19 protein-coding genes are annotated in these 22,811 nt (G+C 45.0%); 2 read left to right on the top strand and 17 right to left on the bottom strand.

All coding sequences use genetic code 11. From position 1 onward, the window contains the following. Nucleotides 1–174: 174 nt before the first annotated feature. The 4 genes from FG11_RS12420 to FG11_RS13330 form a co-directional block, all read right to left on the bottom strand. Nucleotides 175–948: a TetR/AcrR family transcriptional regulator gene (locus FG11_RS12420; RefSeq protein ID WP_047535414.1), complete on the bottom strand. Its 774-nt coding sequence runs from the start codon at nt 946–948 to the stop codon at nt 175–177. Nucleotides 949–1,649: 701 nt separating this feature from the next. After that, on the bottom strand, nt 1,650–2,627 hold the full coding sequence (locus FG11_RS12415) for a right-handed parallel beta-helix repeat-containing protein (protein ID WP_081978218.1): 978 nt from the start codon (nt 2,625–2,627) through the stop codon (nt 1,650–1,652). Between the two features lie 10 nt (nt 2,628–2,637). Further along, nucleotides 2,638–8,256 carry a DUF6765 family protein gene (locus FG11_RS12410; protein ID WP_047535409.1) on the bottom strand — a complete coding sequence of 1,873 codons (5,619 nt, stop codon included), beginning with the start codon at nt 8,254–8,256 and terminating at the stop codon, nt 2,638–2,640. A gap of 49 nt (nt 8,257–8,305) precedes the next feature. Continuing rightward, entirely contained in the window at nt 8,306–9,640 is a 1,335-nt protein-coding gene (locus tag FG11_RS13330; protein WP_052185044.1) for an OmpA family protein, read from the bottom strand. Between the two features lie 294 nt (nt 9,641–9,934). Here FG11_RS13330 and FG11_RS12400 point away from each other — a divergent pair, with 294 nt between their 5' ends. Further along, nucleotides 9,935–10,186: a helix-turn-helix transcriptional regulator gene (locus tag FG11_RS12400; RefSeq protein ID WP_235276387.1), complete on the top strand. Its 252-nt coding sequence runs from the start codon at nt 9,935–9,937 to the stop codon at nt 10,184–10,186. Further along, entirely contained in the window at nt 10,186–11,445 is a 1,260-nt protein-coding gene (locus tag FG11_RS12395; protein WP_047535406.1) for a type II toxin-antitoxin system HipA family toxin, read from the top strand. Before FG11_RS12400 ends, FG11_RS12395 begins: the two co-directional genes overlap by 1 nt. A gap of 50 nt (nt 11,446–11,495) precedes the next feature. Here FG11_RS12395 and FG11_RS12390 read toward each other — a convergent pair whose 3' ends face one another. From FG11_RS12390 to FG11_RS12335, 13 genes are all read right to left on the bottom strand, one after another. Continuing rightward, nucleotides 11,496–11,837 carry a DUF192 domain-containing protein gene (locus FG11_RS12390; RefSeq protein ID WP_025223489.1) on the bottom strand — a complete coding sequence of 114 codons (342 nt, stop codon included), beginning with the start codon at nt 11,835–11,837 and terminating at the stop codon, nt 11,496–11,498. 5 nt (nt 11,838–11,842) lie between these two features. Then, the gene (locus FG11_RS12385) at nt 11,843–12,724 is read right to left on the bottom strand and encodes a type II secretion system F family protein (RefSeq protein ID WP_047535403.1); all 882 of its coding nucleotides are present in this window, start codon (nt 12,722–12,724) and stop codon (nt 11,843–11,845) included. Nucleotides 12,725–12,795: 71 nt separating this feature from the next. Beyond that, complete coding sequence (locus FG11_RS12380; RefSeq protein WP_025223487.1) at nt 12,796–13,089, bottom strand: hypothetical protein; 294 nt, start codon at nt 13,087–13,089, stop codon at nt 12,796–12,798. Nucleotides 13,090–13,117: 28 nt separating this feature from the next. After that, on the bottom strand, nt 13,118–13,615 hold the full coding sequence (locus tag FG11_RS12375; RefSeq protein WP_235276386.1) for a YccF domain-containing protein: 498 nt from the start codon (nt 13,613–13,615) through the stop codon (nt 13,118–13,120). A gap of 46 nt (nt 13,616–13,661) precedes the next feature. Further along, a complete protein-coding gene (locus FG11_RS12370) occupies nt 13,662–14,504 on the bottom strand; it encodes a type II secretion system F family protein (RefSeq protein WP_025223485.1) in 843 nt (280 codons plus the stop codon). Next, complete coding sequence (locus tag FG11_RS12365) at nt 14,501–16,267, bottom strand: ATPase, T2SS/T4P/T4SS family (protein ID WP_052185043.1); 1,767 nt, start codon at nt 16,265–16,267, stop codon at nt 14,501–14,503. The genes FG11_RS12370 and FG11_RS12365 overlap by 4 nt, the downstream gene beginning before the upstream one ends. A 10-nt stretch (nt 16,268–16,277) precedes the next feature. After that, nucleotides 16,278–17,807: a type II and III secretion system protein family protein gene (locus FG11_RS12360; protein WP_052185042.1), complete on the bottom strand. Its 1,530-nt coding sequence runs from the start codon at nt 17,805–17,807 to the stop codon at nt 16,278–16,280. A gap of 69 nt (nt 17,808–17,876) precedes the next feature. Beyond that, a complete protein-coding gene (gene cpaB / locus FG11_RS12355; RefSeq protein WP_081978217.1) occupies nt 17,877–18,791 on the bottom strand; it encodes a Flp pilus assembly protein CpaB in 915 nt (304 codons plus the stop codon). A gap of 61 nt (nt 18,792–18,852) precedes the next feature. Continuing rightward, nucleotides 18,853–19,029 (bottom strand): hypothetical protein, encoded by a 177-nt coding sequence (locus FG11_RS13625; protein WP_160277164.1) that lies wholly within the window; start codon nt 19,027–19,029, stop codon nt 18,853–18,855. Further along, nucleotides 19,026–19,688 carry a hypothetical protein gene (locus tag FG11_RS12350; RefSeq protein WP_047535401.1) on the bottom strand — a complete coding sequence of 221 codons (663 nt, stop codon included), beginning with the start codon at nt 19,686–19,688 and terminating at the stop codon, nt 19,026–19,028. The genes FG11_RS13625 and FG11_RS12350 overlap by 4 nt, the downstream gene beginning before the upstream one ends. Continuing rightward, nucleotides 19,685–20,473: a hypothetical protein gene (locus tag FG11_RS12345; protein ID WP_047535398.1), complete on the bottom strand. Its 789-nt coding sequence runs from the start codon at nt 20,471–20,473 to the stop codon at nt 19,685–19,687. The genes FG11_RS12350 and FG11_RS12345 overlap by 4 nt, the downstream gene beginning before the upstream one ends. After that, nucleotides 20,448–21,443, bottom strand: coding sequence for a hypothetical protein (locus FG11_RS12340; protein WP_047535397.1), 996 nt, complete (start codon nt 21,441–21,443; stop codon nt 20,448–20,450). Before FG11_RS12340 ends, FG11_RS12345 begins: the two co-directional genes overlap by 26 nt. Beyond that, on the bottom strand, nt 21,440–22,774 hold the full coding sequence (locus tag FG11_RS12335) for a pilus assembly protein TadG-related protein (RefSeq protein ID WP_200884582.1): 1,335 nt from the start codon (nt 22,772–22,774) through the stop codon (nt 21,440–21,442). Before FG11_RS12335 ends, FG11_RS12340 begins: the two co-directional genes overlap by 4 nt. Between the last annotated feature and the right edge of the window lie 37 nt (nt 22,775–22,811).

The following is a 22,811-nucleotide window of genomic DNA, read 5'->3' as shown; positions in this document are numbered from 1 at the left end:
TTTAAGATCAATCATAACGGGAATGCATCACTTTTGATGTGAGAAACAACGTGGAGAAATGGCGCTAATTCTAATGGACACAACGCAACGGCGCAGCTTGCACCGCGTATCAATTACAGAAAAAAGCGTGGGAGAAACGAGGTAACTAATAGTGATAATACTATAAGATTTACCCTAAAATTCTTGCTCAGTAATCGACGGCTGATCATCGCGCCAATCACTTTTCTTAATCTGTGCAATTTCTTTTTTATAGTACTTTGTATAAATATCCAGCAGCACACGGCTGTAGTTTAGCTCACTAGACAACGGCCTCCATCCCATACAATCCAAATGAACATCCACAAACTTTTTATACTTCTCCGTCAAATCACTGATATTGTTGTAAGGCATATAATTAATACTGCTCACTGTGGCGCCATATCGATTAGCCCACATAAAATAAGCCAACTCCTCCGTGTTCATGGCGTAATTTTTTGCAGAAAAGCTACCCTCTTTCAGACCAAGTTGTATACAGCTATTGTAAAACTGAATCAGCTCATTAATGCGGTCATCCAATATCAAGTTTAACTCTGGCGTAACGGCTAATCTATTAAGCGCAGCATTCGCCATAAATATGCTCTGGTAAATAATACGATTGAGCTTATTAGCAATCACTTGTGATGCATGCAGCACCAGCATCTTCTCTCTCGCCAAGCCCTCAAAATCACTGGCCTTATTGATAAGCTCCAACCAATAGTTAATACCCTTAATACCCAAATGCGTAATCAGTGTCTCTTTATTGGGAATCAGCTTAAAAAACGTACCTCTAGATATGCTGCTCTGCGCAATTATCTCTTGCAGTGTTAGCTCCTTAAAACCACGCTTAACAATAATAAGCTCAGCAATTAGGGTAACTTCTTTGATACGTTTATCATCAGATAAACGCGCTCTTGATCTTTTTTCTTTCACGGTATTCCAACTTAAATAATAACAATTGAACAATCTTACTCAAGGGAGTTTTAGCAATATTATTATTATTGGTACCAACGAAACTGCATAAGTATACAGTACGGTCTATAGTAACATTTTAGCTTGTGTTAAGAAATAAGAAGTTTGGAATCCCACCACAAGGGACATGTTTGAGCACATTGATGGATGTCTTGTGAAATATTCGTAGCGCTCTTAGGGAGGCTTAGAGTAGGTAATACAATTTGAGTGTGCACATCTGGCGGCGCCGTATTGGCGTGAGAAGTACGCTGGCAATAATGTTTATCGCTTATGGCGTGTTGCTAATTTGAGAATCTATAATGTGAGCAATTATTCTCAACCGACCAAGTCGTAGTTTCATCAAGTCTTAGGACTTATACATACTTAGTCATCCATCACTCGGCGTTAAACCAACAAATGAAAATTATAGGAAGATTTGAGCAGTCCAATAGCACATTCAGTAAACAACCCTAAAACACTCTTGATAACGATGGGCGAGCAACACCTAGCTGTTCAGCAACTTCAGTTACACTCAAACCCAGTGCAGGCAATACGTCTTCTCTAAGTGTCTCTTCGGGGTGGGGTAGGTGAGTCCTGTTTTGCCATCCAGAGTGAAGACTAACCAGTTGCCATCTATTAATTGCTCAGCTTTCACGTGGCCTAACGCGTCATAGCCAAACCCTTCATTTAATGGTGTTGTTGTTTTCCGTAAAACTGGTATCGCCATTTTCTCGTAGTAACTTTTCAAAGCCTTCAACTGTGTTGCCCTCGATGAGCACACCTTTAGAATCGAGCAGGTTAATAGCTACTGGGGCTTTGCCACTAAACAGGCCGCCTTTGTAAATAATGCGGTTGTTGCGAATGATACCGCCTTTAGCATCACGTAGTTTAATTGCACCGTCTTTAATTTGAATGTTGTATTTCTTTTGCGTTTCGGTGTCGTTGTTTTTATTACTGTGAATGATAATGGTGTTGTTTTCTATCACAGGGTATTGACCCATCAGATAAATGGCAGTGTTGTCATCCACTTCGATTGTGCTGTTGCGTATTGTGTTGTGGTTGTCTGCTAGTTGTACACCACGGTAAGTGGCGAAGATGTTCATGTTGTCTATGGTGATGTTGGCGTCTTGGTATTGCAACGGAGCTTTTTCTAGCCCATCCAGATATGAAAGATCTTCACATTGCCAATCACGCGCGTCGCAACTATCTCTTTTCAAATATTTAACTTTACTTGGTAAATAAATATACTTCGAACTTAATGCCCTATGAATCACCCCCACCGCCTGTTTACCAATCACACGCAGAGTGCCATTTTTAAGATATGTATTATGTTGCTCACTAATCACAACCCCATGCTGATTATTTACTGAAGATGAGGCACTAATAGCAGGATTTTGCCTAAAATCGATACTTACATTTGATGCATGTATTCCAATTGCGGTAGATGGTTGATATCGATAAGTCCACGAATGTCCATCGAATGTTCTAACTTCATTAACTTTAATGATTTCTATAATGCAATAATTTCCAGATGAGCGAATACCAATGCCTTGATATTTTTTATCCTGATCTTTTACACCAAGTTGAATACATTCGTCAGCGTATATAGGTGAAACTTTTGCTAGCAAAACTAATATCCAAAAAACTGTGATTATCTGCATGTTTTGCCCTCTAGTCGCAGCTTGTTGGTAAGATGGTGCCAGGGTAGTCTTTTTGGTTTAATGGCTTACCATTTACGCACAAGAAATTGTTACGATTGTTAGCCGCTTCAGTTTCGTTGTAAGCAGCGTTATTAAAATCTTTCAAGTTAATCACATCTGTTCCAAACCACTCGTTAAGAGCTTTTTGTAGTAAATCAATCTTTTTACCTGAGGGTGTAGGTTTATTAGGATCAGTCACATCACCCTTCACATATCCATTCTCCTCATTTTCATTAAGTGCATTAAACTCTTTTAATAATTGCTGAAACTCTGTAGCAGTGACCTTGCCAGAACTAATCACATCTTGTCCTGTCGCAAATTGGAACATCTTGGCAAATACCTCTTGCTCCATTTGTAGCGTGCGTACCTCATTGTTGTTCCAATTGAAGTGTCCGGGTATTGGATTTGCCGCAAGATGGTCATAGGTAAAATCAGGGTTATGTCCATACGTGGCATGGCCAATCCCATCATTGGCGTCTATCGGTACATTATTAGAGTCCCGATGCCCAAACGTATCTTCGAATGCATGTAAATATTCCCCAAAAAACTGCAACTGAGTATTTCTACCCAAGGCATTGCACTTTGCTGTGCTCACAGCATCATATAACCTTATTAACTGAGGGTTTTCTTGGATATTGACGTAAGCCGAATCAGTAGAAGCCTTGTCGCGTACATAATGTCCGCCTGTCCCATCTTGTACGTAAACTAAATGTGGAGTTGCAAACCCATCAGAATTAATATCTGATGGTGTTGCAGTAAAGTGATAGCTTAACAGTCTGTTCATAACAGCATCATTTTGCAATGCAATATTGATTGCGGCTTGAGTCATAGATTCAGGCAACGGCTGTGTTAGTGAATTATCATCCACATATTGCGTAGCCAGTGCAATAATCCTCGCATCCTCCGCAGGCACGCCAGCTACTACCGCCAAGAAAAAGGTCATATAGTAGTGAATATCACTTTGATACAAGCCCAATGGGTCTATCTTGTTCAGCGGATCGTTATTGACATACGCATACGGGTCTGCACCATCAGGGAAACCAAGTGGGTCTGGGGTTAAGTATCGACCAGTATCCGGGTTGTAATCGCGTTGGTAGTTGTAGTGCAAACCTGTGACTTGGTCTTGCCATTGGCCAGGTAGGCGTAGGCTTAAATTGAAGTTATTGTCTTGTTGTTGTGCTTCGACTAGCTCAGCACGAACGGCATGTTCTGAGGTATAACTTACCTTTTTCATTGAGTTTGCTTTACCCCAAGCATCATATGCTACTTGCCATATCACTTTGCCTTGCTCATCGGTGGCGGCAATCGGCGCATGGCGTCTATCTGTATGGATAGCAATGATCTCTTCTTGACCTGCGAGTGGCGTATTAATTACCGCTACAGGCATTTGGTTAATGTAGAGATATTGTTGTAATACGTTACCTTTTTCATCCAATTCGGCAATGCGTTGTTGATGGTCGTAGAGGTAATAATGCGTTTGTGGGGCTTTGCTATTGCCTGACTCTGGGTAGCTGGCCATGATGCGTTCACCCAAGGCGTTGTGTTGGTAAGTAGCAATAGTTTTATTGTTGGTATTGGTTTGGACAGCGCTTAGTTTACCCCAAGCATTGTAACTGTAGCGATAGTCAGGATTGGCGACTGTACGGCCAGCTCGGTCTAATGTTGCATTTTGAGATTCTACAGATTTGTAATGGCTCCCTTCACTAGTCACTGTAATGCTAGCAGTGGTAGTAGTAGCTACTGTCTTAGTTAATCCTGCCTGTGGCTTGGTGTCCAACTGGTTCCAGCCTTGGTAGGCGTATTGGTTGACTTGGCGACGTTTGATAGCATCAGTCCAAGTTTCTGAGGTCAGGCGTCTGCCAGCATCATAGGTATAGCTGGCTTGAATGTGGAGATTACCAGTCTTATTAGATGGATGCAGTTGCGTACCATTGCCTATGCCATGGCTTACTCTAGTTAAGCGCCCTGCCAAGTCAAAAGTGTAATCATCGTTCATACCGTTACCGTGAGTTAGATGGGTAATGCCGTTAAATGGGTGCGCTGTAATGCCGGTGACGATGCTTTGTCTAGTCGCAATCTGTAATGGCAAATCGGGCAGGTTAAGCCAATCCGCTAGTTTGTTAGTGAGGCTAGGCCATAGTGTTTTGTGCAGGTGCATGGTTTCGGTAAGACCGGTTTTGCTATCCTGCGTGAAGACTAGCCAGTTGCCGTCGATGAGTTGTTTGGCTTTGACGTGGCCCAGAGGATCGTAGCGAGTGCGGATATGGTAAGTCTTAGAGATGGGCGTGTTGGTTTTGTTGGTTTGGCTATTGTCTGTTGCTGGCTCGTTTTGTATTGTCAGCGTGGTGGCTTTGTCTATTTCACGGCCTAATAAATCTTGGGTGTAGCGGATGGTTTGGTGTGCGTTTTGTATTTGCTGTAGGCCAAAGGCGTTGTAAGCGTAGTGGATGGTGTCGGCGGTTTGACTACCGTTGGCAGATTTGTTTAAGTGTTGTGCTTGATTTAATGTGACTTTGACTAAACTAATAGGCTTGGCGGTTTTGTTGAGTAGGCGCCCGCTTACGTCATAGAGGTAGTCAATCTGCGTGCCATCAGCTTGGGTCATGTGTGTGATGCGATTAGCAGAATTATAAGTGGCCGTACTGGTCCCATGTTGCGGGCTGCTAAATTGAATGATGCGGCCAAAGTCATCTTTGATCTGACTAGGTTGCGATGACGAGGTGCCCATTGTTTGCTTAGCATTGCCCTGTGCATTTGTATTGTTTGCACTACTAGATTGGATACTGACATCCACATAGCCAGCAGATGTCATGCGGATTTGTGCTGTGCCTTGGCCGTTCACAGCACTTAGCGTCATGCGGTTGAGTGGGTCTATGTGCTGTACCCACTGTGTTGACATTGGCAATGTGGCAGTTGAACCTGACTCATCCGCTTGAGGTTCGTGGGCAGCACTACCTTGTGCATCACTATAGCGCCAAGTATCGACACTTCCATCAGGGCTTAGTCTTTGTGTCAGGCGCTGCTGATTGTCATGCCAGAAGTACCAAGCACGCGCCACGGTATCCGGAGCATCGGCAGTAAACCATTGCTGAGTACTCACCGTGTGGCTAGCATCTTGTATGTTGTCTTTGCCCCAGACATTCAATTCCGCGCGATTACCTAAACCATCACGTAGCTGCGTAAGTCTGCCATCAGTGCCATATTGCAAATGTACCGTTTGACGGTCAGCACGTTGCATCAAGGTGGTATTGCCAAACACATCATATTGCATGGCAGTAGCTTGTAATAAACCAGCGGTTTTGGCGGAGCCTAAGCTTAATGTTGCCGGATATCGCTGAGTACTGAGTATTTTACCCACGGCATTGTAGGTAAATTGCGTGACTACACCATTACTTGCTACTGTCTGCATCACCCTACCTGTACCCCCCATTGCAGCACTCCCCGCTATTGCTGCACCTGAGGTGTCATACGTAATCTGTGTAGTGAAGTTGTTAGGTGCAGTGATTTGGGTAAGATATTGCCCCAGTTTGTCATATTGGTATTGCGTAATGTCACTGTCTTTAGGCGTGTTGGTCTTACCATTAGGCAAAGGCCCATCGGTTTGGCTGAGCAAGCTTCTACCATTGACGTTGGCATAGGTGTAAGTAGTAGTACGGGTAATCTCAGAGGGCGTTTTGCTACTGTCAGTGGCTAACACCGGGCGGTAGCCAGTTTCTGTCATTTGTGTGGGTTGGCCATATTGGTTATAGCGAATCTGCCATTGGTGTTCCTTACCGGCAATGACGCTGGGCTTAGCGATTATGCTGGGTTGGTTAAATACTTGCACCGATTCTTGTGCGGCACGGTTGGCTTGTGTGAGTTGTGGAAACACGGGGGTATTGGCATAAGCGTAGCGCACCTGCATTTGTGGTGCTTGGGCTTGGCCGTTGCGGTAGGCAATATTACTTATTTTTACTACACGTCCGCTTAGGTCATAGTCGGTGTGTATAGTGCTGATGGCTTGGTAAACCGGCTTGGCTTTTTGATGTGGTTTGCTTGGTTGATGTGGTTTGCTTGGTTGATTTGTTTTATCGCTATGGCTGACTTTGACGAGGCGCACTTTGGTCACATCGGTCTGTCGGCCGAGCTTGTCATACCCATACACCACATTAGGCGCTGCACACTCGCTGCAGCCGGCCCCCAGTATTTGTAGCAAACGGTATTCACCTGCAATTAACGTGTAGTTGTAGATGGTGGTCAGGCCAGTGCTATTAGTAATCGTCGTTTGGCCAATTTGGCCGTTATGGGTAATACGCGGGTAAGGCTGTGTGGCATTGCTTGGTTTACGTTGTTTGCTTTGTGTTGTAACAGGCTTTAAAGGCACAACGTGATAGCTCACTTTGACCGATTGTGTAGCGTTTTTGCTATTGGGTGTGCCGTGTACACTTAAAATACCACGACCATATTGATCATAGACCCAAGTACGTTGACGTTCTGTGCTGCGTTGGTTGGTATGGTGTTGTGCTTGGCTGTTGCTATCTATCCAAGACAAGCTAATGCCCGTGAGTAGATGCGCAGCATGCGGAATCTGCGGACGTTGTGCGTTGGCGGGCGCCATGTGCGCATCTACGTAGGCAACTTCACCATAATGATAGATTTTAGAGCGTACTGTGTGGTGTGCACTGTCGTCTTGTGTACTTGTGGTCTGAGATGCGTTGTCTTGTGGATAGGTCACCTGAATAAGGTTGCTGATGCCGGCACTTTGCAGATCGTTATTGTGCAGGTATTCAAATCGACCTACTGGGGTATCAATGGCCACAATCCCTTTAAAGCCTGGCTTTTGTTTATCTGCATAGTGCATCACAAGGCTGCGCCCTTGCGGATCAGTGACTTTTAACAGTTCGCCTTTTGGGCCGCGCAGCAGATGTGTGCTCTCGCCGGTGGCGGCGGTGATGCGCTCTAGCTTGCCCAAGTGATTAAAGTGCAGCTGTTTGCCATTGTTCATAAACCAAGTGTATTCATCCCCTTGCGCTGTGTGATAGATCATCACATGGCCCTGTGCCGGGTCTTGGCAGGCGCAATCACTGGGGTTGAACACACTACGATTAAAAATGGTTTGACTACCATCGGCTTGGATAATACGAATGCTGTGCTTACTGGGATATAAATCTATCTCGTAACCCAAGCGCCAACCATAACCGATTTGGCCTAGCCCCATGTGCAAGCTGTTGTAGTGACGCACGATTTCAATGCCCATATTGCCGGGCAATGCCGGCAAGTCTTCTTCCCGCTGGTATTTATTGCCGGTCATGACATTAATGGGGTTGCCTGCACCGGCATCACATGCCGGACCGGCGGGGTCACTGCAACCCGCCTGACTGCCTGGTGTCGTGCCTTGTCCGGTGGTGGTCCCCAACACTTCACCTAAGTTTGGCTGGGTAGGGTCTGTGCTGGCATTGGTGGCTGTGTCAGCATTGACTGGCCACGCTACAACCAATACCAGCAGGCTGACGCATAGGCAAGTACAACGTAAGAGTGTGGTGAAGAATGATTGAGTACCTAAACCAACGTTGAGTGGCAAGACGTTGCTGATACGGGGAATATTTTGCATGGTATTTTTAGTCGCAATTAATTGTTTAATTCACTAGGTTTTTGGCTGGCTATGGTGCCTCAAAAGTTGCTAGCTTACGGGTAATGTTGACGCGTCTATCTGGGGCGCAGTTAGCTTTGTTACTTTCTGTCTTTTCTTCTGTACACACACCATCTGATGTTTTTGGGTCTAGCTCGCCTTTCCCTTCAGCTTTAATCGCTACCTCTACATCATCGTCAAGATGTTGTTGTAGATACTCTTGCACCGCTTCTGCACGCGCTTGGGATAAATTTAAGTTATAGGCATCATCACCAATTTTGTCCGCATATCCTGTGATAAAAATTTCATCGGTACGATACGTGTTGGCTTTTTCCGCATTGAGTGTGCTAATCATTTTATCTAGCGCGACCTTACCTGCTGCCGTTAATGTGGCCGAGTCAAAATCAAACAACACATCTGAAGCTAAATCTTCTGATACCACGCCTGTACCACAAGGGTCTGGTGTTGGCGCACACTCAATATCTACTGTGGGGTCACAAGGGGTGTCATCAATATCATCCGTTCCGTCGCCATTGTCACTACCATCTCCCGGGTCTCCGGGATCTGTGCCAGGGTCAACAGGCGGAGGGTCTGTCGGCACACCATTGTTCCCCGGTCCGGGATTACTGACGTTGCCATTTTCTATCGGGTCACTTTGCATACGCATGGTGGTGTGCACAACCATAGGAATACGGCCTTGTGCGAGGAGTGCAACTTTAAAAGGATCGGTTTCGGCTGTAACACCAAGATTGGTAAGGCCTTGTAATACCATGACGTAGAAGCGCCCGACCAAGGGCACTTGTTTAGCGGCTGGGATGCCGTAAGTCATCTTAATGCGCAACAAATTCGCATCACTGAGGGTTTGTCCGGAAGCGTTAGTCTTGGGGTTATTGTTACAACTAGTTTTGTCTACCGGGCAAGTGATGGCACTCAAGTTGTTATTGGGAATCACACGTGCCTTGGTGCTGTATTTGGCAGCGAGTTTAGGGCTTGCGTAGTCGTCAAAGCTTTCTTTGGTAGGCGAGAGTAATTCGATCTGTAGACTTGTGGGGGTGATATCAGCTGTGGCGCGGGCAGTGGCTTCAGCGATCTCTTCTGCATTACGACCACCGCCGTAATAACCGACCATTGCCCGTGTAAAGGTTGCACGGATGGTGTTGACATTGCCATGCCCCACACTGCCTGCACGTGCGGCTTCAAAGGTGGCATAATTGAGGTTGCTTTTGGCATGAAACACCATACCCGCTTGCACAATGCCAAGCATCATGAACAGCAAAGTGGGTGCAACGACAACGAACTCGACCAGCGAGGCGCCTTTTTGATGCAGGTGATGTTGGGAATTATTACTAAGCTTAATAGACAGCATGCAAAAGTCTCACTTCTAGAGATACACTCTATACAGTAGTACATTATTATACATGTGTATAATAATGTCTAGTCAAAGTAAACTTATGCATAAAATATTCTGCATATAGTCAGATAGAAGTTAAGCAGCAATGAGCGCTTAGCAGTAGATACATCAATATATTTATTACCCTACGGTAATAAACTGCCCATTTACCCCCATGTGAACATTAAAAATTACCTTCCGGTAATTTTTTGTTGCCAAATCAAATAAATCATGTACCATATTACCGATAGGTAATATATAGGATGCGTCATGATGAATGAACAAAACAAGCCAAACCAATATGTGAAAATAAAATCCACCAAAGAATTGGGGAGTTTTGTGCGGGAGTTTAGAGTCGCACAAAAAATGACACAAGCCGATATTTTGGGCATGGCCAATACTGGTAATCGTTTTATTGTAGAGCTAGAGAATGGCAAACCAACTGTGCAGTTTCAAAAAGTACTGGATGTATTAGACACACTTGGCCTAGAGATAGTGATCCAAAAAAAGGCTAACTTCTAATGCGCGCCGTAAAAAGATTAGCAGTATTTAGAGGTGCGGAACTTGTAGGTATGTTATTGGATGAAACACCCATCCGGTTTGTATATGAAACAAGTTGGCGACAAAAGCATCAAGCGCCTGTATCACCAAACATGCCAATATCTCAGGCTGAGCATTCAGGGCAAGCCGTCGAATCTTACTTTGAAAATCTTCTGCCAGAAGCAACGATTCGTGACTTATTAACACGCAAGCATCAAGTCACTTCCATATTTGGATTGCTGAGTATCATTGGTGGCGACACTGCTAGCGATCTCACCATTCTACCGGAAGGCGAAGTTCCGCAACCGCCACAATATCAAGCCATTACTTGGCAAGATATCGCCGATGCGTTTACACAGCCACAAGGGATTATCCGCGATATTCAAGAAGAAGGTGGGTTAAGAATATCCTTAGCAGGCGCGCAGAGAAAACTCAGCATTTGCATCGACAGCAATGGAAATCCGCTAATACCTCTGGGAAGTTCTCCATCCACGCATATCGTCAAACCTGATATTAAAGGCATTGAAGGTGTTTGGGCTTCTTCAATCAATGAAACCTTTACCATGAGGCTGGCAGCCATGCTAGGGCTGGATGTAGCGGATGTCAGTTACCATTCCATTGCCAAAGCATGCGTGATTAAACGATATGACAGGCTACTAGATACTAATGGACAGATTCAAAAGCTGCATCAACTCGATTTATGTCAGATAGACGGCAAGCCATCCACTATTAAATATGAATCCGATGGCGGACCAACGTTGTTAAGATGTCGAGAGCTGCTTAGCCAAAACGGCGTGGTGGCAGCCGATACTAAGCGTTTTATTCAATGGGTATTTTTTAATCTTTACGTTGGCAATCATGATAGCCATGCAAAAAATCTTTCCATCTATTTTTTGCCTAAGCACGGCGTAAGGTTAACACCATTTTATGACCTGCTCTCCACATCGTTGTATTCAGGTTTGTCACGCAAATTTGCTTTCAAGATTGGCGGGGAAAACAAACCATCAAACATCCATAGAGACCAAGTGATTGCAATGTCTGCGTTACTTGGCTTTAAACCCAAGTATGTACTCACTATTGCAGAAGAAATTTCTAACGATTTGCTGGCTAAACTACATGCGACTTCAGAGGAGGTTAATGTGATGGCATCCGTAGGTACTGAACAAACAATGGTTGATCGATTAATCCAACACATCTCCAGCAACACAAAGAGCTTTCAAAAACGCTTGTTTACAAGCTAAGCCCCCATAGTGATGGGTGACGGACAAATTTTCATTTTAACCGATCATGCCTAAATGATAAATGGAAGTTGCATGCCCTCTACAACCCCTAGCCGATGTGCCTCACCAGCAAGTAGCTCTAACGTATGCTTTGCTTGTTTACAGCTTGCCATGCGTCTGGGTACGCAACGCTCTACTATTTTTAGTACCCGATAATCAGCACTTAAAAATACCACATCAATCGCGTAATACATCCCTATTGTATGCACGCTTTTACATGGGCTGATTAACAGCGCCTCCTGCTGCTTGAGTGGAGTCTTGAACAATAAGCCACGTAACCGCGTAAAAAATTGGTTCGCAATTGTGACTTCTAGTATCACGCTGTTGAAATGTATTGTTTTTGTGGTTGTCATGGCGCCTAAAAGCCTTGTGCCATTATTTTCATGGCAATAGGGAAGAGCAAGATAATAAATACACAAGGAAAAATAAATACAATCAGCGGAAACAACAACTTAACAGGCGCTTCCATCGCAATTTTTTCGGCACGCGTAAAACGCTCATTTCTTCTTTGTTCGGACTGCGCACGCAAAATAGGGCCTAAGCTCATACCGGTTGCTTCAGCTTGAATGAGCGTGCTGGTAAAGTTGGTGACAGCGGTGTGGTTTAAGCGCTGCGCCATACTTCTTAGCGCATCGCTACGGCTACTGCCAGCGCGCACATCTCGTAGCACGCGCTGAAACTCTGCTTGCAATACACCCTTAGGCCCTTTTGCTACTGCTTGTTGAAGCGCCCCATTAATGTTCAATCCAGACTCTACACACAAGGTAATGATGTCTAAGTAAAATGGCAGCGCTTTTAGCATTTGTATCCGGCGTAATTTGATTAAATCAGTCAACCAAATAGCCGGGTAATAATAGCCAAGGATGAAGCCCCCTAAGATGAGTAGTAGGCTATAAAATTTAAAGCTAGCAGCAATCCAATAGATAATGGCTGAGAACAGCAGACCCCAGACAATGCGTCCACTTAAAAACTGGCTAGGGTTGATGGCATAGTCCAACCCGGCTTGACGCAATTGCGCGAGCCTAGCATCGTATCGCTTTTGTGTGATAAACGGCGCAAGGTAATGGGCTAACCACTGTATTGGCCACCATACTATTTTAAACCCCAATGGCGGCGGGTCGCTCCAAGTGCGGTCTTGCTCTGGCACTGCGCTTACCAAACGAGAGCTCAGCCAAAACAAAAGCCACACACTCAGCGCTACGCTGGCGGCAATTAAAAAAATAATAAAGTTTTCCATCATTCGCTTGAGTTAAAGAGCTATATTAAGTAGCCAGTTTGTAATATGCCGAGTAAGTAAACTGAGCAGCTGAGTTAGGCTTCACTGTAAATAACTGGCGTACCAACCGCCGTGAGGTACAAAAATGTACCATTAGAAAATTGTTGTGTGGATGTGGAAATTTGGATGCCAATAATTGCATTAGCCTCTTTAGGGGCTTGGGCTTCTAAAAAATCTAAGGCCTCTTGATATTCGTTGCGTTTTCTCTGTAGAAGCCCCCTGATGATGCCTTTGTTGGAGACTTCAATCGCCTGATTGATGAGCACTAATGAGAAAGCTTCTTTTACAATTAAACCTTGTGGCAGAGTGGGTGTGGTGAGCAAAAGCATTATTTTTTCCTTATTGTTGATAGAAGCCTTAACGATCAATAGGCACAATAGTTTTTCCAATGGGTGCTAACGAGATAAGTGCTAACTTATAGTGTTGAATGCCAAATGGAATGCCCAATATAGTGATAAAGCAAAGTATTGCCGAAATCATATGACCAATAGCTAGCCAAAGACCTGCAAAAATAAACCAAATAACGTTACCCACTGTGCCTAGGCTGCTTGTACCAATATCATCATGTTGAGTGATCTCTTTTCTACTCACAGCCTCTTTTCCAAAAGGAAAAAATGCAAACTTACCTATCACGAAACAAGCCCTGCCCCATGGGATACCAACGATGGTGATAAAGGCGATTGTTCCAACTAACCACCAGCCCACACCCATCAGAAAGCCGCCTAAAATAAACCAGAAAATGTTACCTATTACGCGCATATACGTCTCCTTATTTACGGCAATTAAAATATAACGCCAAGCCACAACTGCCAACTGCCAACTGCCAACTGCCAACTGCCAACTGCCAACTGCCAACTGCGTTTAACAGTATCCATCCGCAGCACAGTTTACACATACATATTTAGACATCTATCGCTACAATTTTTCGTATAAACCAAATACCAAAAAACTCTAGCATGAGTACTAGTGCAATCGCACCCCAGCCTATACGGGTGGTCCAGAGCATCCCCATTGCCTGTGGCTCCATTTTGCTTAATATCACAAGCAAACCAAGCGGCAGTAGACCCACTACCCATGCCTGCATTTTGCCTTGCGCTGTCAATGCACGAATTTTACGTTCCATTGCATGTTGGCTGCGCAGTGTATGCGCGGCACGCTCTAAAGATTCAGCTAGACTACCGCCGGTTTCGTTGGCAATGCGCATGGCTGACGCCATTAGATTGATTGCTTGTATAGGCACGCGGTGCGTCAGATTTTCTAATGAATCGTCCAAGCTCACCCCTAGCCGTTGCTCACGCAACATTAGCTGAAACTCTTGTGAGATAGGAAGGGGTAGCTCCGAAGTAATTTGCCGAATCGCTCCTACCAGCGACAAACCCGCCCGTACTGCGCCTGCGAATAATTGAAGTGTGTCTGGTAGCTGCTGCTCAATCAACTCCATGCGCCGTTTTTTTAGCAGATTAAATGCAAACCAAGGTAAAAAGCCTAACGCTACTGCAGAGACCACCCCCAAAATAGCACTGCCAGTCATTAACCATACCATCATCGTGGCTAGTAATAACAATACCAAATTCAGCGCGTAGAGCTTTACCGGGTCTGCCACCATATATAATTCGCGCAAGTTAAATGTGGTATCGGCAGTAAAGCGCTGACGGTAATCGACTAACAGCTGACTACCTAAAGTAAATCCCGCCCATACCAGTAGCATGGCAGTGCTGACACTTAAGATGAGCAATAAAGTCATGCAGCACCTTTGATGTCAGCCATGTTGCTTTGCGACTCATGCGCTGACTTATGAAATATAGCGTGATCTTGTGGCAGCCCTGCTTCACGCAAAGCCTCATAAAAATGCGGGATAACATCACAGCCAGTAAATCGACCTTGAATACGTCCTTGTTCGTTACGTTTCAGCGGCTCAAAGCGGAGCAATTCTTGCAGTTGGATTTTGCCAGACTCCATGCCGGTAATCTCAGAAATACTGGTCACTACACGCTGTCCATCCGTTAGGCGTGCTTGTTGAATGATAATATCCACAGCCGATGCGATTTGCTCGCGAATCGCTGTCAGCGGCAAGTCCATGCCAGCCATCAATACCAGTGTTTCTAATCGAGCCAGCGCATCGCGTGCATTATTGGCATGTAACGTGGTGAGCGAGCCTTCATGCCCAGTGTTCATGGCTTGCAGCATATCCAAGGCCTCGCCACCACGGCATTCCCCGACCACAATGCGGTCAGGGCGCATACGCAAAGCATTCTTAACTAAGTCACGAATCGCAATTTGTCCACGCCCCTCGGCATTGGCGGGCCTTGCTTCTAGGCTCACCAAATTAGGATGCGTGAGCTTTAATTCCGCCGCATCTTCGATGGTAATAATGCGCTCGTTGTCCGGAATAAAATTTGAAAGTACGTTAAGCAATGTGGTTTTACCTGAACCCGTACCGCCGGAAATAATCACATTTTTGCGGTGCAAGACACATATTTGCATGAACGTCCCCATCGCTTCCGAGATAGAGCCATATGCTATTAAGTTTTGAGTCGTGAGTGTTTTTTGTGAAAACTTACGTATGGTCAAAGTTGGCCCTTTAATGGCCAAAGGTGGAATCACCGCATTCACACGAGAACCATCTTTTAAACGTGCGTCTACCATCGGAGATGACTCATCAATACGGCGCCCTAGCGGTGCAACAATGCGCTCAATTACTCCTAACACAGCTCTGTCACTGGTAAACGTCGTTTCGTGTTGTTCTAATCGTCCCTTACGCTCTAAAAAAATCTCATCGAAGCGATTCACCATTATTTCCGTGATGGTGTCATCTTTTAATAACGCCTCTAAAGGCCCCAACCCAACCGCTTCGCTCAGCACATCATTCACTAATTTTTCATAATCGCGCTGATTAATGACGCGTACATGCTTACGTCGTTCTTTGTTTACGCTAGATGGCTTATCCTGTTGAGACTTGGCTTTGTCTTTTTCTATAATTTCTCGAATAAGTTTTTCAGTCTCTACACGTAGCTCGGCATCCTCCATGCTTAATATATCGCGGCGACGCAAATCAATTGTCTCAAGCAGTTGTTCATGGATACGTCTACGCCAACCATGAAACACCGTTAATGCAGGGAGCGCGGTAGCTATCATCGCGTTAGTCGTTGGCATTGATGTGGGCTGTACATGCAAGCTTGGCACTTGCACCTCTGGCAGTTGAGCGGTTTGCGATGCATGTACTTGCTCTACTTTAATGGTATAAGCCCCTATGCCAATTTCATCGGTACTCATTAGAGGGCCATGCTGCTGTATACGGCTTCCGTTGACATAGGTGGCATGAAACTGACCCAAGTCCTGTATGAACAAACCGCTATCCGTTGTAAAAACGCGCGCGTGCTCTTTATTGACGCGCCAGCCATCCAGCTTTAATTGGCACTGTCTATCTTTACCAATCACCATTGCCCGCTCAAGCACATTGACTATCTGCGTACTTTTATTCGAATCCACTACCGTTATTTTTAGCATGCGTTAACTCTTAATAGGGATGAGGACTTGCCAATAAGCTCGTCGCTGGGCTAGCGTCTGGCCCATTTGTTGAAGTGGGTTGATTGGCTTGTTTCTTGATTTGTTTTTGTGATTGATTTCCTAATGCGATGCTATCCGCTTGCAAACGCTGTGTTGCTTTATCCATTTCTTCTTGTTGGTTGTGTGTGTGTTTCTCACTTGAAGTGGGCGTGACAAATACCACTAGCTCAGTCTCATTATTTTGGTAGCGTTTAGAGCGAAATAATGCACCTAGAATTGGAATGTCTCCCAAAAACGGCAACTTATCTACAGTGACGTTTTTATCGCGTGACAGCAATCCACTGAGCACAATGGTTTGGCCGTCTTGTACATTAAACTCTGATTCTGTTCTACGCGTTCTAAGTGCAGGGCCAGAAAGCGTAGACACCGAAGAGTCTATGTCGCTGACTTCGCTAAATATTTTGGCGCGAATCACACCGCTTTGATCCACTCTAGGCTCAATATCTAGCTTAATGCCATAGGGCTTAAACTCAATAGTGGTGCCGTTGATATTACTTACAGAGTAAGGAAACTCGCCACCAGCAAGAAACTTTGCCTTTGTACCGCTACGCGTTGATAGTGTGGGTCGAGCAAGGATCACTGCCGTGCCATTTTGTTCAAGCATATTGAGTTGCGCATTGAAGCCTACATTGAGTACCGAAAGGATATTTAGCCCACTGGGAATCGCTAAAGCACTTCCCCCACCCCCAGTAATTGGCGCGGCGTTTTGCGTGCCAGAGATTTGATTAATCTGAAATGGGCCGTCATTATTGTATCGAACTGGTCCCCAAACCGCCCCAACGGCCCCTCCTCCAGTCGCACCCCACTTAATGCCGACTTCCCGTAAAAACTTAGTTGGAAACTCAACCACTTTGACATCCATGGCAATCATTTTTTCCCAACCTTGACGGTTGGTAAAATTAATAATTTGCGGATAACGTTTTGATAGCTCCTCCACCTTAGTCAAGTCGTTATCTGCCATCCCCTCGCCTTCCACCACAACTTTATCGCCCACCAGCGTTGCTTTGGCTTTGGGAATGGTTTTGAGAAACGACGCGACTTCCTTAGATACTCGCGAAGTCTCCCCAGGCATTACTGTCACTTTAATACGTCGATTTCTCCCATCTTTTGTCCATATATGCAGTGATGACACACCGGTTTCATTGGCAATCAACAAGATTTCTTTGTCGTCGAGTACCGCTGCGGACAGTGCCGATCCATTTCCCACAGCCAACCGCCCTGCATTGGGCTCACTGATGACCCGTGTTTCACCTGCGAACATTTCTATTTCTGTAGAAAAGTTTTGTATATAAGGTAAAGCATTGTTGGTCGTTTTTTTTGCAGCCTGAGGTGTTTTTTTGATGACTGGCTGAGGTTTCGTGTCGTCATAAGCTGGCACCACATCTGGCAGCGGCACATAGCCAGCGCTGTATGTTAGATAAGGCGTTAGCAATAACAGCAATGCCGATATTGTGCGTGTGTTAAATGTTAATTTAAGCAAGGTATTTCCTAACAATTGAGTATGATGTATATGTAATCTGGATATCTTGAATTCAAAGTGAAGCGGCCATTAGTGGCTGCTAGCCTCATTGTTAAACGTGGGCTTTGTTGGCAAAACAGAAGCGGCTTGCTTGGCATCTGCGGCAGGCATGAACTCTTCTAGCACTTGCGGCGGGTTCATCCGCAGACCTTCTTTAATTGGGCCGCCACCATAAATCACTGGTACAGAGCTTAAACCGTAACTGGCTTGCGAACCCAAACCCAGCAAATCCTCTGCATTGGCACGGCTTGCAGAGACATCTGTGATATCGCCTGGCGCCCTCAGCAACGCAGTTACACGCCCTACTTCACGTGCTGCTATCAGTCGCTTTGCATCCTCCGGGCTGGTATCCAATGTCACCGTTGTGTAAGTCACCGGTCTACCTGCATCGTCTTTACTGCTTTGCGATACTTTGGTACCTGTGGCAAGCACACGCACACTCTGCAACAATGTAAAGGTAAAGTTGTGCGTATCTTTCTGCATAGAAACCACAATATCAATCAAATCATCCGGCTCTACCATGCCTGAAATTGAGCTAATCTCATCCACCGGCACCGTCACCGCTCGCCGACCGGCATCTAGCTTGGCAGAGAATGTGGCTAATTTTTGACCTTCCAATTGAGCCCAAATCACGGGCTCACCTGCATTGGCTGCATACGCCAATACAGCGCCCTCTGCGCGACTAAATTGGTCCGGTGTGATTGCGCCTGAATGTGCCCACTCTTGCGGCACTTCACGTGTCGCCATATTAGCCGCAGACAACAACCCCCCTTTTTCTAATGCTTGCTTTGCTACCACGACTTTGACCATCGCCTTGTTTTTATTCTGCGCTTCAATGTCTTCTACTTTGCTTTTAATATAATTTTTTGTGCTGAACGCAGCAAAAGCACCTACCAACAGTGCCACTATTAAAATTAACCAATTTTTATTTATTTTTGGCATCATCGCGTTCCTGCTACTTCCTTTAAATAATTAACTTTCATATCCCAATGTTTCAGCCTTGCTATTACGGTAGCGACAAGAAACCACTGTACCGTTCAAACCCTTCTCTTACCGCATCCAAGAAAATGGTAATCACCGAGCCTTCGTTCGCAAAACCAACCCCCAATATCATCATCACAACAATTAAAGTGATGATGTATTCTGTTGCAGACTGACCGAGCTGTTTTTTAATATGCTTCATTGGCTTAATATCGTTGTGAGTACCGCGCTTGTTTCACCTTCACCCTGCGACACCACCAGCCTAGCTTCGCGTTTGTTTCCTTCAAACATCAAGCTAAGGCTGTTGGTATGTTTAACTGTCAACTTAGGCTGTAATGCATAGCCTTTATCTTGTAAAACCTTGGTAATGAAATTTGCGTTAGTCTGCATAGAATGGCCGTTATTAAAGATAAGTTGGCGTGAACTTTTACCTGCATCAGTCGACTCCATATCTGACAACAACTCGCTATCTGCTGGCAGAGAAAATCCTAAAGGCATGCTGTCAACCCGTTGCGATGCACGACCATCACTGATAGATAACAATGTTTCGGTTAAGCTTGGGCTAAGCTTACTAATCCTCACCGTAATAAAGTAATCGCCACGCTCTTGCGACAAGATGTGTGTGCCATAAAACTCGGCCTGTGCATGCCTTGTGCCCAATGCTTTTTTGTAAAATACCAGCATACTTTCCGCGCTTTGTTCGCTGAGTATGCGATGCATACGCATTGGCACCCCATTCAAGCGCACCTGCTCGCCAATCGCTTCTACTTTGGCATGATTGGGATAAGGCAAGCTAGGCCAGTCAGCCCAACTGCAAGTTGCCACGCAACTTAATACGATACTCAAAATAATTTTTTTCATTGATAAGGCTGCAGTACGCGGTCTTTAGGCACAACATCTGCATCTACCCTACCAATTTTTGGTGGAGAGGCGCCACCTAAGCCATCCTCAAATACTGAAATGACGGGCTCTAAAATACTGGCTGGGACTTGTAACACTTGGTAGGGAAACGTCTTGATACCAGAATTTTTTACTTTGCTGCTGATATCAGCCGGCCCTTTCGCAGCCCATGGATCCACCAACACAACAGTCTTTCTCACCATGGATAAATCAATCGCATCAAACGGTGCCAGCCCTGCCACATTTGCGAGCTGCACACTGACACTACCACTGTATAAGTTATCTTGCGGCAAATTAAAGTCATCACTAAAATCAAGCATATTAGTAACGCCATTAAACATAGTAGCTATGGATTTTTTTGTGGTTTGTACACTGACCTGATTAAAATCAGGCAATAATGCATCCGCACGATGATCAACCCAAAGTGGGTTTCTTTCACTGTCAATCTCACTTACCACGTCGCCAGTTTTGATCGATAAATCATTTCGACTATAAAAACGTCTGCGCACCTCGGCTGCCAATTCTGCATCTGTTTTCCATCCTGCAGCGCTAGAAGAGTGATGCACTGCACCTTCAAAAGCCACATAGCGACTGGCGACTTGTGTGGTTTGCGCTAAATCTAAATATTTACCCAAGAGTGGCACAATCAAAAACAAAGGGACTAATACCAATGAAACGACAATGAACTCAAGCGTTGATTGCCCAGTTTGAGATGAATAGTTATTCACTGCTGTCGTCCATATCATCGTTATTGCAACGATCTTCACCAGTTTTATCCATTTCTGCTTTACACCATTTAGCTAGCTCTGCAGGACTTGCGCATGGGTTAATCCCTGTTCTCTTCTTTTCGGCTTTGCAGTCTAGGTCAGTGTCATCTTTTTCTGGCTTGGTGTAGTTGGGTTCATCTGCATAAAACGGCATATTTTTTACGGCACTAGGCACTTGAAGAACGCTCGCGTCAAATGCCTCTCTAAGGTTAACTTTATTAGCAACATGCTGACTAGTTGCCCCTTTACCCATTTGCATTTGACTACTTAAATCTAGCTCAAGTGGGTGGCCAAGAAATACCAGATGATCTTTTGGATCAGAGTGCCAAGCGCACATGGTGCCCGCCAGCTCATTCGTCTTTCCTAGACGAATTTCAGCAACATCACAAAATAAGTTAGCAATCCTATCTTTCTTACCTGTAGGCCGCACGTTAAAACCCCATAAACCAGCAACCGCATTGCCTGTCATTTTGCTAACTGCCGAGCTTGGTAATTCACTTCTCACCCATTGCTCACCCTGTGGACGCGACGAATCAAACGCATATGTACTACGCTGCTTGTAATACACAATTGTGATTTCTTGGCGTGGGATCACTTTGTAATCGCAAGCAGGTCTATTTTGCTCTAGTGCATACCCCTGCTTATAAGTTGCGTGATAGCCGTTTTCTGTAGAAATATATACATCCTCCGTATAGGTTTCTAAGTCTTTCAGGCTTCCGCTCACTTTAAACGGCGTCACTTTACCCAATGGGGCTTGTATTTTATTTAAATCATCACAAGTCTTTTTATAAAACTCATGTGCAGTCATTCCACCAAAATTCAATTTAATACTTCCCGTGTAATGCACATGCACCATCGACTGCGTATTCCCCAATATTGGCTGGATGAATGCAATCAAACTTATCAGCCACACACTTCGCATCGGCCATTTTTTTAATGCTTTAATCATTTAAATCCTTGTAATAATGCAGCTTGAGCACGTTCAGCAATAGATACTGGCACTAAATGCACTTGCCAATATGGGTTAAACAAACTTCCCAATTCGGCTTTGTTATATAGTTTATTGGCGCCATCTGGCCGCTCAAAATACACTTCAGCACGTGCAATACTTGCAGTTACTTCACCTTGATGCTCTCCACCATACAAATCCAAACTTCCGCTAGGCTTCACTATGCTAGTTCCACCTGAATAACGCTGCCTATTATTGGGCTTAGTCACTCTGATCGTGATTTGTGTGCGTGGGTCTTTCTGCTTTAACGCATCTTCCGATAAATCATAAAATTCTGGAATTGCACCGCCAGTTACACTTGCTGGCGCACTATTCCATGCCACACCTTCTGAAAGCGCACGTGACGTCGCGCGCGGATTGGTACTACGTGATTGATTGTATGCATCGTAGTTATCAGGCAGACCATCTGCAGAAAAGCTTGACCCATAGCCAACCGGCCTTTCTCTTCGTTTACATTTGCTACCAGACCTCGTATGCGCTGACAGTGTATCTATCGACTTCCAGCCATCTAGCCCGATTAAAGCAGTGCCACCGCGCTTTTTAAAATCAATCCGAAACCCGCCAAAAGGCCTGACACATATACCAAATTTAAAATCCCATCGTCTCGTTTTTAAAAAATCCTCTTGCTGACGATTCCGCTCTACGACATCACGCATTCGGGTACGCTCACCTTGCGCGTAACGCTTGGTAAACCCTGCAAAGCTGTCACTGATCGGTAGAATATCCACGCTTACATCCGGATCATTTTGCTTGGCCACTTCATCCATTACCACTTTGCGATTAAACAAAGCGATTGAATTGCCTGGCCCATGCACTGCAAATTGTGAAGCTTTCAGCACCTGAATGGCACCATCATGCAAACCAACAGCAATACCAAGTGGCTTTAAAATGGCATCCATTGCCTTTTCAACCGCCTTAAGTGTTGCCTCAATATACGGGCCCACGTAAGGTATATATTTTGCCCACTGGCTTATATTATTTGCAGATGTGCCTGCATATTTGGCCCACGATGCCAAGCCCACTGCTTGGCCGATTGCAATTTCGTTGGCAATCATGGCGCGATTGGTATAAGCGTCATAATTGAGCACGCGCGCTTCATACACCCCTGCACTATAAGCGACGGCGTCAGCCGCATTAGTAAGCCCTATTTTCTCTTGCACCAATTGGCCGGTATTAAACATATAGAAAACGGTAGCCGCTATTGCCGCTAACAATACGAGCGCAAGCGGCAAAGCTTGACCACGCTGAAAAAGATATTTGTTTATCATCATAGAAAAGCCGCCACAATTAGTGGCGGCTTAGCCATCT

The organism is Methylotenera sp. N17, from assembly GCF_000799155.1.
Taxonomy (GTDB): Bacteria; Pseudomonadota; Gammaproteobacteria; order Burkholderiales; family Methylophilaceae; genus Methylophilus.
This window is presented reverse-complemented; position numbering and strand designations above follow the sequence as displayed.